The 12,611-nt window shown below is 55.9% G+C and carries 13 protein-coding genes; 5 read left to right on the forward strand and 8 right to left on the reverse strand.

Annotated features, from left to right (window positions below; genetic code table 11):
- Positions 1-33: 33 nt before the first annotated feature.
- The 3 genes from ACR0EN_RS06640 to ACR0EN_RS06650 all read right to left on the reverse strand — a co-directional run bounded on the left by ACR0EN_RS06640 (position 34) and on the right by ACR0EN_RS06650 (position 2,074).
- Positions 34-1,251 carry a flagellin N-terminal helical domain-containing protein gene (locus ACR0EN_RS06640; RefSeq protein WP_170625768.1) on the reverse strand — a complete coding sequence of 406 codons (1,218 nt, stop codon included), beginning with the start codon at positions 1,249-1,251 and terminating at the stop codon, positions 34-36.
- A 210-nt stretch (positions 1,252-1,461) separates the two neighbouring features.
- The gene (locus ACR0EN_RS06645) at positions 1,462-1,809 is read right to left on the reverse strand and encodes a flagellar biosynthesis protein FlgN (protein WP_480585826.1); all 348 of its coding nucleotides are present in this window, start codon (positions 1,807-1,809) and stop codon (positions 1,462-1,464) included.
- Positions 1,802-2,074: a rod-binding protein gene (locus ACR0EN_RS06650; protein ID WP_480586460.1), complete on the reverse strand. Its 273-nt coding sequence runs from the start codon at positions 2,072-2,074 to the stop codon at positions 1,802-1,804. The genes ACR0EN_RS06645 and ACR0EN_RS06650 overlap by 8 nt, the downstream gene beginning before the upstream one ends.
- A gap of 115 nt (positions 2,075-2,189) precedes the next feature.
- On the opposite strand from ACR0EN_RS06650, the gene ACR0EN_RS06655 reads away from it, so the two are divergent.
- The 3 genes from ACR0EN_RS06655 to ACR0EN_RS06665 are packed head-to-tail and all read left to right on the forward strand — an operon-like array spanning position 2,190 to position 5,010.
- Positions 2,190-3,419 carry a flagellar hook-length control protein FliK gene (locus ACR0EN_RS06655; protein WP_480585828.1) on the forward strand — a complete coding sequence of 410 codons (1,230 nt, stop codon included), beginning with the start codon at positions 2,190-2,192 and terminating at the stop codon, positions 3,417-3,419.
- Positions 3,420-3,422: 3 nt separating this feature from the next.
- The gene (locus ACR0EN_RS06660) at positions 3,423-4,088 is read left to right on the forward strand and encodes a flagellar hook capping FlgD N-terminal domain-containing protein (protein ID WP_170818399.1); all 666 of its coding nucleotides are present in this window, start codon (positions 3,423-3,425) and stop codon (positions 4,086-4,088) included.
- Between the two features lie 25 nt (positions 4,089-4,113).
- A complete protein-coding gene (locus tag ACR0EN_RS06665; RefSeq protein ID WP_480585832.1) occupies positions 4,114-5,010 on the forward strand; it encodes a phosphotransferase family protein in 897 nt (298 codons plus the stop codon).
- Here the strand turns inward: ACR0EN_RS06665 and ACR0EN_RS06670 are convergent.
- From ACR0EN_RS06670 to ACR0EN_RS06690, 5 genes are all read right to left on the reverse strand, one after another.
- Complete coding sequence (locus ACR0EN_RS06670) at positions 5,005-6,306, reverse strand: NAD(P)/FAD-dependent oxidoreductase (protein WP_480585834.1); 1,302 nt, start codon at positions 6,304-6,306, stop codon at positions 5,005-5,007. The two genes, ACR0EN_RS06665 and ACR0EN_RS06670, sit on opposite strands and share 6 nt — an antisense overlap.
- On the reverse strand, positions 6,303-7,121 hold the full coding sequence (locus ACR0EN_RS06675) for an ABC transporter permease (RefSeq protein ID WP_170398984.1): 819 nt from the start codon (positions 7,119-7,121) through the stop codon (positions 6,303-6,305). The genes ACR0EN_RS06670 and ACR0EN_RS06675 overlap by 4 nt, the downstream gene beginning before the upstream one ends.
- Positions 7,118-8,008 (reverse strand): ABC transporter permease subunit, encoded by an 891-nt coding sequence (locus tag ACR0EN_RS06680; RefSeq protein ID WP_480585836.1) that lies wholly within the window; start codon positions 8,006-8,008, stop codon positions 7,118-7,120. Before ACR0EN_RS06680 ends, ACR0EN_RS06675 begins: the two co-directional genes overlap by 4 nt.
- Positions 8,008-9,135, reverse strand: coding sequence for an ABC transporter ATP-binding protein (locus tag ACR0EN_RS06685; RefSeq protein WP_170425908.1), 1,128 nt, complete (start codon positions 9,133-9,135; stop codon positions 8,008-8,010). Before ACR0EN_RS06685 ends, ACR0EN_RS06680 begins: the two co-directional genes overlap by 1 nt.
- A gap of 70 nt (positions 9,136-9,205) precedes the next feature.
- Positions 9,206-10,291 (reverse strand): polyamine ABC transporter substrate-binding protein, encoded by a 1,086-nt coding sequence (locus ACR0EN_RS06690; protein WP_170508945.1) that lies wholly within the window; start codon positions 10,289-10,291, stop codon positions 9,206-9,208.
- A gap of 140 nt (positions 10,292-10,431) precedes the next feature.
- On the opposite strand from ACR0EN_RS06690, the gene ACR0EN_RS06695 reads away from it, so the two are divergent.
- On the forward strand, positions 10,432-11,115 hold the full coding sequence (locus ACR0EN_RS06695; protein ID WP_170406782.1) for a GntR family transcriptional regulator: 684 nt from the start codon (positions 10,432-10,434) through the stop codon (positions 11,113-11,115).
- Between the two features lie 75 nt (positions 11,116-11,190).
- The gene (locus ACR0EN_RS06700; protein ID WP_170818397.1) at positions 11,191-12,588 is read left to right on the forward strand and encodes an aspartate aminotransferase family protein; all 1,398 of its coding nucleotides are present in this window, start codon (positions 11,191-11,193) and stop codon (positions 12,586-12,588) included.
- Positions 12,589-12,611 lie beyond the last annotated feature (23 nt).

Raw genomic sequence — 12,611 nt, forward strand, 5'->3', positions numbered from 1 at the left:
GCACAGCGTGCGTGCCCCGGATCAGTTCCAAAGTTAGCGGAACAGCGACAGGATGGACTGTGGCGCCTGGTTCGCGATCGATAGCGATTGGGTTGCCAGCTGTTGCTGGACCTGCAACGCTTGCAGTCGCGCCGAGGTTTCTTCCATGTCAGCGTCAACCAACGAGCCGATACCGGATTTAAACGAGTCAGACAGGTTCGAGATGAACTCTTTCTGGGTCTCGATCCGACCCTGCGCCGAACCAAAAGCCGCCGAGGCATCAATCGCAGTATCGATGAGGCCTTCGATCGCGCCAAGCGCTGCGGATGCGCCGGCAGAAGTCGACACATCAATCGAGGCCAGAGCGCCTAGACCGCCAGAGTTGGCGTTGGCATATTGACCGCTGATCTGCAGCGAATCCGACCCTTCGTTGGTGATATCGAGCTGTGCAGCATTCGTACCCGGATCATAGACGACCGAAACATTGGCATCCGAAGCTTCGATGGCAGCTTTCAGCCCCGCAGCGATGATCTCTTCGGGCGCGTTGCCTGCGGCGATATCCTCAGTCCGGACTGTATAAGACGCGACATCGTCGCCCAGTCGGACCGTGAAAGTATCACCAGCGGACAATGTGCCCGGATCAGCGATCACGATGCTTCCATCATCATCGCTTCCGCCGTTTCCATCCAACGAAAATCCGAATGCGTCGGCCGTATCCGCAGTGACCCCGTCAGTTCCAGTGAACACGTCGGCAGCAGTGTAACCACCTGTCGACAGGTTTTGCGCCGATACGCTAATGGAAGACGCTGTCACGTTGCCTGCATTGTCTCGATCCAAAGAGGACAGAATGCTTGCGCCAGCCCCACCGTTCACCAGATTGAGGCCATTGAACTGGGCAGCGCCGACAACCGATTCGATCTGATCCCTAAGCGCGGCCACATCGGTGTTGATCTTAGCACGATCAACGTTGTCTTCTTGCGCCGCAACGATCTTGCCTTTCATCTGGTTCAGCAGATCCGTCACAGTTTCTGAGGCGTTTCGAGCAACTGCGACAGTGGATTCACCCAAGGCCAGGCTGTCCTTGATCGCATTGAAACCGTTAACGTCTGATTCCATCACCTTCGAGATGGCCCAGACAGCCGAGTTATCCTTGGCTGTGGCCACATCCTTGCCGGTCGAGATCGCGTTTTGCGTCTGTGCGAGGTTCTTGTTGACCGATTTGAGAGTTTGCAGCGCAACCATTGCGCCATTGTTCGTCAGAATGCTGGACATATTTGTCATCCTCTTAGCGTTCGGGCGCGTTTGACGCCCATGTTGGACCCACCAAACCGGCAGGCATTCTGTCGTTCTGACCTGTGCGTCGTGCCTTGTGGCCTTCGCGCCACCCGTTGTTTCAGGTGCATCGCCACATTTGACCCCGATCTCCTAACGGAGTGCTAAGACGGGCAAATCCGAAATTTCGGATTTGAATCAAACCTGATGCTATGCCCGTTTTTCCAGCTTTGCCCGCGATCGCAAAGCAAACCCACTACGCTGCCCCGAGGCGTCATAAGTGCTGAACTCCTGCCGGACCTGTTTCAGTTCCGCCATTCGGTCCGCCACAGCCCGAATACCCTCGGCCGCACTGTTCAAAAGGGCTTGATTGCGCACGACCTTCTTCTGGATCCGGATCAGATCATCGCTTTCCAACACCTGCAGATCATTTATTGCATCGATCAGATTCTCTTTTTCAAGCACCAATCGATCCAGATCGGTCAAATCCCCCTGGACCAGGGCTGTGCGCTCCAGATCCAAAAGGTCTTTCAGTGCCTGAATCGGATCTTTATCCATCGGACTTCTCCATCATTGCATTGAACAAAATTTCGGAAAGGCCGATTCCACCTGCCTTTGCCATTTGCTGCGCCTGCTGTTGCACCAGGAATGAGGAAAACTGATCTTCGCCCGCGCCACCGCCAAAGGAACTTCGCGCTTGGCCGAGGCCTGCAGACTTGAGCATTTCAGCCAGAAATGCGGCCTCCAGCTCAACCGAGGCGGCTTTCAGCTTCTGTGGAATCTGGGCGGAATTCGCCGTCGTACCGGTCGCTGTAATCGTCATCGGATTCTCCAAAAATTGCTTCGAACTTTCTCGATCAAAGAGGAAAGCGGTTAAAATAAACGTAACTTCCTTTGGGCACAGTGCGGGCCAGACCAACGAAAGCCCGGAGCAAAAAATGCCCAACCCGCTGACGATCATGACGGCTGCACCTGCCACGGGTGACAAACCGGGGGCATCTCAGGGTAAAGAGCGTGATACCAAAGGTGGGTTTGCCTTTGAGGAAGTGCTTAATGAGGATGTCGAACAAAACGAATTGAAGGATGTTGATCCGTTTGTGGCTGATTCAAACCTGCCATCCGAACAATCAGAAATTCCATCTGTTTCTACGGCAGATTCAACTGAGACAATCAAAACCGACGAACTAGAGCCCGCCCAACTGCAGGTGGCTGCGCAAGAGGTCGCAGATGCGCCGAAACACCACGCAGATTTTGCCGTCGGTGAGACGAACCATGTTGCCGCTCCGCCCAGCCCGGTACAGCAAATTTCGCAGTTGGCCTCTGAAAACTCAACGCTAAGACAAAATGCAGGCTCGCCCGAAGCGGCTGCCCCAAGGCCTGACGCAAACGTTCTTCGAGCGCCAACCCAAGTTCCGATCCCTGATGTTAGCGGAAATGGATATCTACACCATAGGCCGGCCTCACACGCGCTAAATGCTAGCTTTGTGGGGGATACGTTTTCGAAACTGGAACCGCCAAGTCCCGAACCAGAGGTGCCACTCGTCGCACGCGTATTTGAGCCTACAGAGGCTCGAATAACCCAGCAAACTGTCATTTCTGCCGCCTTGAAACCGCAGACAACAGCTTGGAATCTCGACCGGGCTCCGGGCGATGCTATTGCTGAAACGGCGATCAGCGCGGAAGTTGATGACCTTTTTGCCGTCAAAGATACCGCGGTGGGCCACACGATACGCGACACGACGCAAGCGATGCCCGTCGCCGCAGCCCGCGCGGAAACGGCACGCACGATTGCGGGGCAACTGGCTGCTTCGATTTCGACCCGACCAAATACCGGTGGCGTTGAAATAGCCCTGAACCCCGAAGAGCTTGGGCGCGTATCAATCACGCTCAACGGTCGAGAAGACGGGTTTCATCTATCGATCGCGGCCGAACGGCCCGAAACACTGGACCTGATGCGGCGACACATTGCGGTCCTGTCGGCTGAGTTCGAAAGGCTGGGTTATGGGGATCTGTCGCTTGATCTTAGCATGTCCGGGGACTCGTCCCAGCATGGTGACCCATCAGAGCCTGACCCTTCCTCAGAAACGGTCGAAATGGTTCGCGACGCGGACCATAAGGCGCCCACACTCCCGGCTGGCCCTGAACGGGGCCTTGATATGAGGCTTTAACTAATGATTTCAGCGACCAATTCAGTGACCGCAACGGGTGCAAATCCCGGCGCAAACAACAATTCGGAACGCTCGGCACTGACGTCAGATTTCGAGACTTTTCTGCGCATGCTGACCGTGCAGGCGCGCAATCAGGATCCGCTTGAACCTCTGGATTCCTCCGAATATGCCTCTCAGCTGGCGCAGTTCTCGATGGTCGAACAACAAGTCAAAGCCAATGAGCTTCTCTCCGGTCTCGCGCTGACAATGGGGGCAGTCGATCTTAATCAGCTCACCGGCTGGGTTGGGATGAATGTCAAAACCGACGCACCGTTTCGCTTTGAAGACCAGCCTGTTCCGATCTTTGCGCAGGCCGAAGCAACCGCAGACCGGGCCGAATTGGTCATTCGCAACGACCAAGGCACCGTTGTCGACCGCGTCCCTGTGCCTCTCGATAAGGCCGAATTCGAGTGGGCCGGGGTCAGCAGTGCCGGTGATCCCTTTCCCGCTGGCAGTTACTCAGCCACATTGGAGAGCTTCAAAAGAGGTGAGTTACTAACCAGCACGCCCGCATCTGCCTTCGGTCGGGTGGTAGAGGCACAGGTCAGCGAAGGTGGCATCATCCTGAAACTGGAGAGCGGTGCAGAGGTGTCCGCCGAAATGGTCACGCAAATCCGCACGGGCGCTTGATCTGGAAGGCAAGGCGGGCCAAAGCTTGGCGCATCGCGACTCGCCCCCTAACCCGGTATCTCTCCTGTCTGATCATCACCAACCTCCCCCGGGCCTTGTTGCCCAGCTCAGCACCCAAGGTTTGATCCGCCACGACGTGACCTTCGAGGTGTTGTACGGCGGGCGGACCAATCATGTCTGGAAGGTTTTGTCCGGCAATAGTGATGCCGTGCTTAAGCTATACAGTACCGGGTTTCAGAACCCCTTGTTTCGCAACGATGCCCGGCTTGAGTCAGAATGTCTGCGCACGCTCAACAGCTTTGGCTTCGTGCCCAATTTACGTGCCACGGGTTCCTTTGGAGACGACAGCTGGGTCTACTATGACCACGCACCGGGCGTCCCTTGGCAGGACGATGTTTCGGGCGTGGCCCATCTGCTTGGAAGGTTGCACCAAATTCCGGTCAATCTGGACCTCCCTAACGGCTGCAATGGCAGCGAAGATCTGGAACAGCACGCGTGTCAAATTCTGGCTGATTGCCACGCGGAAGAGCGGCGATCGTTGCTTGCAAAAAAACCTCAGGCCCAAGTACCGCCGTTATCCGCGCGGTGCTTGATCCATGGCGATCCGGTCGCGGGAAACATCTTGCAATCGAAAAATGGGCTGACGCTGATCGATTGGCAATGCCCGGCCTTCGGTGACCCATGTGAAGACTTGGCGATATTCCTTTCACCTGCGATGCAGCAACTCTATCGTGGCGCGCCCTTGTCCGAGGCCGAAGAGACGCTGTTTCTTAAGGCCTACGACCAACCCGATATCACCGAACGCTATCTGTCATTGAGGCCTTGGTTTGCCTGGCGCATGGCAGCTTATTGTCTTTGGCGGGCCGAAAACGGTGCGGCTGATTATGCCATTGGGTATGAGCTGGAAGTTGAGGCCTTATAGGTCCGCCAGACCCAGATACGCATAGGCTGGCGGCATGACAGCGCGACGCCAACGGCCAAAAGGAAACCGCCCCGGCGTACCCGCAATAGGGGACGGGATGTCTGCGGATTGCCCCAGCACCAGTCGCGCCAAAGCACGACCGCAATATGTTCCCATCGCCACGCCATTGCCGTGGTAAGCAAATCCTGCAAACATCCCCGGATGCTCAGCAACCGGGCCAACAAAGGGCACGAGGTTGCGGGCAAGGCAAACCAAGCCGGACCACGTATGTGTGACATCGACACTGTTCCAGGCGGGGAATAGCCCCTTGAAATCCCTGAAAGCTTTTTGCCGAATGCGCGCCTCAGCCCCAGGAGATGATAGCAGCCCCCCTCGTGTCCCGAACAGAAATCGTCGATCAGGCATCAATCGGAAATAGTGCAATAAATTACGCGTGTCATAGGCCATCTGATCCGACGTCCAGCCTTGCGCCTGCAGCTCGACATCAGTCAGAGGCCGCGTCACAATAACCGTTGACTGTGCAGGCATATAACGCGCGGCCAACCAGGGCGGCAGATCCTCGCTTGAGTAGCCATTTGTGCACACCAGAACCTTCGAAGCACGAACGTGACCCGCAGGCGAGGTCAGCACGAATCCCGAGGCGGCCTGTTTGATCTGCGTGATCGGGCTGTTCTGGAACAGAGTTGCGCCCTTTGCCTGGGCGGCGCCAGCCAAACCGAACAGATACTTTCGGGGGTTCAGGGCAAAGCCAATTGGCGTTGTATAGCCGCCGAAAAACGCCCCACCCAGCCCGAGGCCCTGCAGATCGTCAATCTCATGTAATTGTCCGGCCGGATCGGCCGACCGGCGCAATCGTTCCATCGCGCGCCGTGAATGGGCCAGTTGAGTTTCACCCTTGGAATGCGTTTCGGCGTCGATTTGGTTGTCACGCAGAAGGTCAGCAACCAGTGAAACGGCGTCTTCTTCCGCTTGGTAATAGGCCTGCGTTGCCACCTGACCATAGCGACGGGTCAGGCCAGCCTTGCTGAGCTTTGACCCGCCCAGACAACAAAAGCCCCCGTTTCGACCGGACGCCCCCCAGCCCGGTGTTTCCGCCTCGAACACAGCGACCGAAACCCCTGCCTCGGACAGATGCAATGCGGCGGACAAGCCGGTAAACCCGCCCCCAATGACGGCGACATCAACGCTGATATCGTCTTCGAGCTTTGGCCAAGCAGGGGTCGCGATCGTCTCATCCCACCAACACCCCGCGCGTGGCGCGGGGCCGTAGGCATAATCAGGAAATATACGCCTCATTCAGCGCTTGCCGCGGCCAACTCATCCTGTTTCTGCCGGACCATCGCCCGCTTGGTCACCAAGGACGCAGTTATGACGCCCACCGTGACGACCGCGATCATAAGCGTCGACAGCGCGTTGATCTCGGGGCTGACGCCCAAGCGGACGGCCGAGAAAATCTTGATCGGCAGGGTGGTGGCAGAAGGCCCGGATGTGAACGAGGCAATCACCAGGTCATCCAGCGACAGGGTGAAAGCCAGTAGCCATCCTGAAATCACCGCCGGAGCGATGATCGGCAGGGTGACCAAGCGAAACGCCTGCGCAGGAGAACAGCCCAGATCCAGTGCGGCCTCTTCCAGCGATCGATCAAAGGTCACAAGGCGCGAGGACACGACGACCGAGACAAAACACATCGAAAACGTCGTATGCGCCAGTACGATGGTCAGGATACCCCGATCCAAGCCAATTCCAATGAACAGCAGCAGCAGCGACAAGCCCGTGATCACTTCGGGCATCACCAGAGGGGCGTAAATCATCCCGGAAAACAGCGTGCGCCCAAAGAACCGTCCGCCGCGCACCAGAACGTAAGCTGCTGCGGTGCCCAGAATCGTGGCCAACGTTGACGAGAACACAGCCACACGCAGCGTGACCCAGGCTGCATCAAGAAAGGCTTCGTTCTGCATCAACTCGCCGTACCATTTGGTCGAAAAACCGGCCCAAACAGTGACTAGCTTGCTTTCGTTGAAGCTGAAGATGATCAGGATGATCATCGGGATATACAGAAAGGCAAATCCCAGCGTCAGTGAGACAGTGTTGAACCAGCTCAGCCTGTTCATTGTTCTGCCTCCGTCTGCTTTTGCTGGTTGCGCTGGAACAGCACAATCGGGATCACGAGGATGAGCAACAGAACCACGGCCACCGCGCTGGCGACGGGCCAATCGCGGTTCGAGAAGAACTCTTCCCACAGCACCTTACCGATCATCAAGGTCCCCGATCCGCCCAGTAGCGAGGGGATTACGAATTCCCCAATCACCGGAATCATCACGAGGAAGCAGCCCGCGATAATACCGGGGCGCGACAAGGGGATTGTGATCAACCAGAATGCCTGCAGTCGCGAACACCCAAGGTCTTCGGCGGCTTCGATCAGCGACCCGTCCATCCGTTCAAGCGACGAATAAATCGGCAGGATCATAAAAGGTAGGTAGGTATAAACGATACCGATATAAACTGCGGTATTCGTGTTCAGAATGGTCAACGGGGTCGAGATGATGCCCGTCCACAGCAACAATTGGTTCAGATAGCCTTCGTTGCTGAGGATACCCATCCATGCGTAGACCCGGATCAGAAACGAAGTCCAGAACGGCAGGATGACCAGCATCATGAATGTAGGTCGCCACTCTTCAGGTGCGCGCGCCATCGCATATGCGATCGGATACCCGACAATCAGCGTCAACACCGTTGAGATCAGCGCGATCTTTACGCTGGACAGATAGGCCTTCCAATAAAGATCATCTTCAGTCAGCCAGACAAAGTTTTCCAGATCAAGCTGGCTGAAGAAATCCCTGATACCCGCCCAACCTGCGGACAGGTCCAGCGTCGGAGTGTAGGGCGGAATAGCAAGTGCGATGTCTGAAAGCGATATCTTTAGGACGATAAAGAACGGCACCAAGAACAGTGCCAGCAACCAGACATACGGGACAGCGATAAGAACAGCGCGGCGCATCAGTTTTCCAGCAGAACTGCGGCAGTCGCTGTCCAGGACAGCCAAACCGGGTCTTCCCAGGTGAATGAGCGGCGCGAGATGCGGCGGGTATTCGCTGTTTGCGCCTTGATGATCGTGCCGTTTGGCAGTTCGACATGATAGGTCGACAAGTTGCCCAGATAGGCGATGTCATGCACCTTGCCTTGAATGGCGTTGATCGCATCGACCGGGCGCTCGGCAGAGATCGCGACCTTTTCAGGCCGGATCGCCAGATGACAGCTCTGACCATTGGAAAGTTGGGTCGCGGAAGACGCCGCTAACGGGGGTTGCCCTTCTGCCCACTCGATCTGATAGCTTTCGTCGCCTGCTGCGGTAGCGCGTCCCTCAATGATATTCACATCCCCAATGAAATCAGCAACATAAACCGAGTTTGGCGTCTCATAGATGCGATCTGGAGTTGCCACTTGCATCAGTTTGCCCTGATCCATCACGGCCACTCGGCTGGCAACGGTCATCGCCTCTTCTTGATCGTGCGTCACGATGACAAAGGTCGTGCCGGTTTTTTCCTGAATGTCCATCAACTCGAACTGAGTATCCTGACGGAGTTTCTTATCCAAAGCGCCCAAAGGTTCGTCGAGCAATAGCAGTTTTGGTGCTTTGGCCAATGACCGGGCCAGCGCAACGCGTTGGCGTTGACCACCCGAGATCTGGTGCGGCTTGCGGCGTGCGAACTGTTCCAGCCGGGTTAGGCGCAGCATCTCATCGACCCGCTCTTCCAGATCGCGTTTGGGCATGTTGTCCCGGCGCAGGCCAAAGGCGATGTTGTCCCAGATGCTGAGATGAGGAAACAGCGCATACGACTGAAACATCATGTTTACCGCCCGTTTGTTGGGCGGGATCGGGTCGATATCCTGTCCACCCAGAAGGATGTGACCATCGGTAGGGGTTTCGAATCCGGCCAGCATCCGCATCATCGTGGTCTTGCCGCAGCCCGACGGGCCGAGCAGCGCAAAGAACTCACGCTCGTAGATATCCAATGAAAGATTGTCGATTGCGGTGAATGCGCCAAAACGCTTGGTGACGTTCTGGAACTGGATCAAGGGTTTCGCCTGCGGGTCATCCCACGGCGCAAAGACTTCAGAATTCAAGGCGGCCCCCGTTTATCGGTCAGGATAAAAATGGCGCAAGGCAGTGGGCCCGCCTTGCGCTATGATCAGATCAGGTGCCTGATTTCACTTTGGTCCAGAGACGTGTCACCACCCGCTGGGTCTTTGCCGGATAAGGTGTGGTGATGTAGAGGTTCTGCATGGTCGCATCATCCGGATAGATCGCCGGATCACCGATCACGTCCTCTTCAAGAAACTCCTGCGAGGCCTTGTTGCCGTTGGCGTAGTACACATAGTTCGACGCCGCAGCCATGTTGTTGGCATCCAGGATAAAGTTCAGGAACTGGTGCGCGCCTTCGGGGTTTGGTGCGTCGACCGGAATAGCCATCTGGTCAAACCACATCAGCGAGCCTTCCGCAAAGGGATGGTATTCAATGTCCACGCCGTTATCCGCTTCCGCCGCACGGTCGCGTGCCTGCAAGATGTCGCCCGACCAGCCGACAGCAACGCAGATATCACCATTGGCGAGCGCATTGATGTATTCCGAACTATGGAATTTCTGAACATACGGGCGCACACTGGTCAGAATTTCTTCGGTTTTCCCAATTACATCCGTGTCGTGGCTGTCAGGGTCTTCGCCGATATACTGCAGCACCATCGGAATGATCTCAGACGGTGCGTCGAGGAAATGCACCCCACACGAGGCCAGCTTTTCCATGTTCTCGGGCTTGAGCACCAGATCCATGCTGTTAAGCGCAACATCGTCGCCCAGCACTTCTTTGACCTTGCCGACATTCAACCCGATACCTGTCGTGCCCCACATATAGTTGATCGAGTAGGCGTTGTTGGGGTCATACCCTGCGGTTCGTTCCTGGATCACATCCCATAGGTTGCCTGCATTCGACAGCTTGGCGGCATCCAGTTCCTGGAATGCGCCGGCCTGGATCTGGCGTTGTAGGAACGTGCCTGAAGGCACAACCACATCATAGCCTGACCCACCGGCCAGCATTTTTGTTTCCAGAACCTCATTGCTGTCGAACACATCGTAGATCAGGGTTAGCCCTGTTTCTTCTTCGAATTTGCTCAGCAGATCTTCGTCGATGTAGTCGGACCAGTTATAGACGCGCACTTCTTCAGCAAACGCGGCCGAAGTCCCCAATGCGACGATCGCTGTCATCCCCAGCGTTTTCAGTTTCATATTTTTCTCCCTGCAACTGTGCGGCCATTTTGACCTTTTTTTGGATTTGATCAAGTTTTGCGTTTCACGACGGTTTCACCTATGGTCGGAATAGGTGAAGATTCTGGCAAGACAGAAACACTTGGATTGGGGCAAACCTTTTGGATTTGATCAAAAATAAAGCAGATACACCTCCGGTAGATGAAGAAAAACGCCCAGCGCACGAACAGGTCTATCGGACACTGAAATCCCAGATTCTGTTTGGCGATCTCGTGCCCGGGCAGCCGGTCACGATCCAGGGCCTGACTGATTCGCTTGGTGTCGGCATGACTCCGGTGCGCGAGGCGATACGCCGTCTGATTTCCGACGGCGCGCTCATTTTTCAGGGCAATCGTCGCGTGAGCGTCCCGCTGCTTTCAGCCAACGACATCGAGCAGATGATTTTCGCAAGAATTTCAATAGAAACAGAGCTTTCCAGGCGATCCACAAAGAACATATCTATAACTGAGATCGACTATCTTGAGCAGCTGGATCAACGATTGGACAATATGATCGCGGATGGGGACGTAGGGGGTTACCTGCGTTTGAACCACGCCTTTCACCAATCTCTGTATTCCCACGCGGACGCTCCGATACTTGTTGATCTAGCCGAACGGCTATGGCTGCGATTCGGCCCTTCGTTGCGCATCGTTTGCGGTCGCTTCGGCACTCAAAGCCTGCCCGACAGACACAAAGACATTATTGCCGCGCTACGTGAGCGAGATGCAGAAAAGGCCGCGTTAGCAACAGCGCAGGACATTGAGCAGGGTATGGGAATGATGGGCGATGCTTTGCCAAGCACCTAGAAACCAGCGATTCGATTGACAGCATAAAATTTGATCATATTCTATCTGGCAACGACGCTTGCTGGAGAATCCGAGATGTCCACCATCACCAATCACATGCCCACTGCCGAATTGCAGGCGCTGGACGCAGCACACCATTTGCATCCTTTTTCGACCAATGAGGCGCTGGCAGACGAAGGTGTCAGGGTCATCACCCGTGCCAAGGGCGTCTATCTGACCGATAGCGAAGGTCATGAAATTCTGGATGGTATGGCCGGATTGTGGTGCGTAAATATCGGATATGGCCGCGACGAGCTGGCCGATGCAGCCGCACGTCAAATGCGCGAGCTGCCGTATTATAATACTTTCTTCAAGACGACCCATACGCCCGCCATTGCGCTGGCTGCAAAACTGGCTGAGCTTGCGCCAGGTGATCTGAACCATGTCTTCTTTGCCGGAAGCGGGTCCGAGGCCAACGACACCAACATCCGTCTAGTGCGCACCTATTGGGCCGAAAAAGGTCAGCCGGACAAGAACATCATCATCAGCCGCAAGAATGCCTATCACGGTTCTTCTGTTGGATCGGCGTCGTTGGGTGGCATGGCAGGAATGCATGCGCAGGGCGGCATTCCAATCCCGAATGTCCACCATATCAACCAGCCGAACTGGTGGGCGGAAGGCGGCGATATGAGCCCCGAGGAATTCGGCCTTGCCCGCGCGCGCGAGCTGGAAGAAGCCATTCAGGAACTGGGCGAAGATCGCGTCGCTGCCTTCATCGCCGAACCTGTGCAGGGCGCAGGCGGCGTGATAATCGCACCCGACACATATTGGCCTGAAATTCAGCGCATCTGCGACAAGTACGATATACTGCTGATCGCGGATGAGGTGATCTGCGGGTTTGGCCGAACCGGCAACTGGTTCGGCTCGCAAACCGTCGGGATCAAACCGCATATCATGACAATCGCCAAGGGCCTTAGCTCAGGCTATGCACCCATTGGCGGGTCGATCGTCTGCGACGAAGTCGCCCGTGTCATCAGCGCCACCGAGTTCAACCATGGCTACACCTATTCCGGCCACCCGGTTACCGCAGCAGTTGCGCTCGAAAATCTGCGCATCCTCGAAGAAGAAAACGTCGTCGATCACGTGCGCAACGTGGCCGCGCCCTATATGAAAAAGAAATGGGACGCATTGGTCGAGCATCCGCTGGTCGGAGAGGCAAAGATCGCAGGCTTGATGGGGTCCATCGCATTGACGCCTGAAAAGGCAAGCCGAGCCAAGTTCGCATCAGATCCCGGCACGATCGGATATATCTGCCGCGAACATTGCTTCAAAAACAATCTGATCATGCGTCATGTGGACGACCGCCTGGTCATCTCTCCGCCGTTGGTCATTACCCCGGCCGAAATCGACGAGATGTTCGTGCGCATTCAAAAATCGTTGGATGATGCGTTGGTTGAAATCAACAAAAAAGGTCTGATGAAGCCTGCGTCCTGATCATTAGATCATGGGCGACCCAA

This window comes from Ruegeria sp. AB7 (assembly GCF_056542625.1).

What these genes read in the sequence shown, in the direction of transcription:
- ACR0EN_RS06640 (WP_170625768.1), bottom strand. Translation starts at nt 1,251, where the DNA reads ATGTCCAGCATTCTGACGAACAATGGCGCAATGGTTGCGCTGCAAACT.
- ACR0EN_RS06645 (WP_480585826.1), bottom strand. Translation starts at nt 1,809, where the DNA reads ATGGATAAAGATCCGATTCAGGCACTGAAAGACCTTTTGGATCTGGAG.
- ACR0EN_RS06650 (WP_480586460.1), bottom strand. Translation starts at nt 2,074, where the DNA reads ATGACGATTACAGCGACCGGTACGACGGCGAATTCCGCCCAGATTCCA.
- ACR0EN_RS06655 (WP_480585828.1), top strand. Translation starts at nt 2,190, where the DNA reads ATGCCCAACCCGCTGACGATCATGACGGCTGCACCTGCCACGGGTGAC.
- ACR0EN_RS06660 (WP_170818399.1), top strand. Translation starts at nt 3,423, where the DNA reads ATGATTTCAGCGACCAATTCAGTGACCGCAACGGGTGCAAATCCCGGC.
- ACR0EN_RS06670 (WP_480585834.1), bottom strand. Translation starts at nt 6,306, where the DNA reads ATGAGGCGTATATTTCCTGATTATGCCTACGGCCCCGCGCCACGCGCG.
- ACR0EN_RS06675 (WP_170398984.1), bottom strand. Translation starts at nt 7,121, where the DNA reads ATGAACAGGCTGAGCTGGTTCAACACTGTCTCACTGACGCTGGGATTT.
- ACR0EN_RS06680 (WP_480585836.1), bottom strand. Translation starts at nt 8,008, where the DNA reads ATGCGCCGCGCTGTTCTTATCGCTGTCCCGTATGTCTGGTTGCTGGCA.
- ACR0EN_RS06690 (WP_170508945.1), bottom strand. Translation starts at nt 10,291, where the DNA reads ATGAAACTGAAAACGCTGGGGATGACAGCGATCGTCGCATTGGGGACT.
- ACR0EN_RS06700 (WP_170818397.1), top strand. Translation starts at nt 11,191, where the DNA reads ATGTCCACCATCACCAATCACATGCCCACTGCCGAATTGCAGGCGCTG.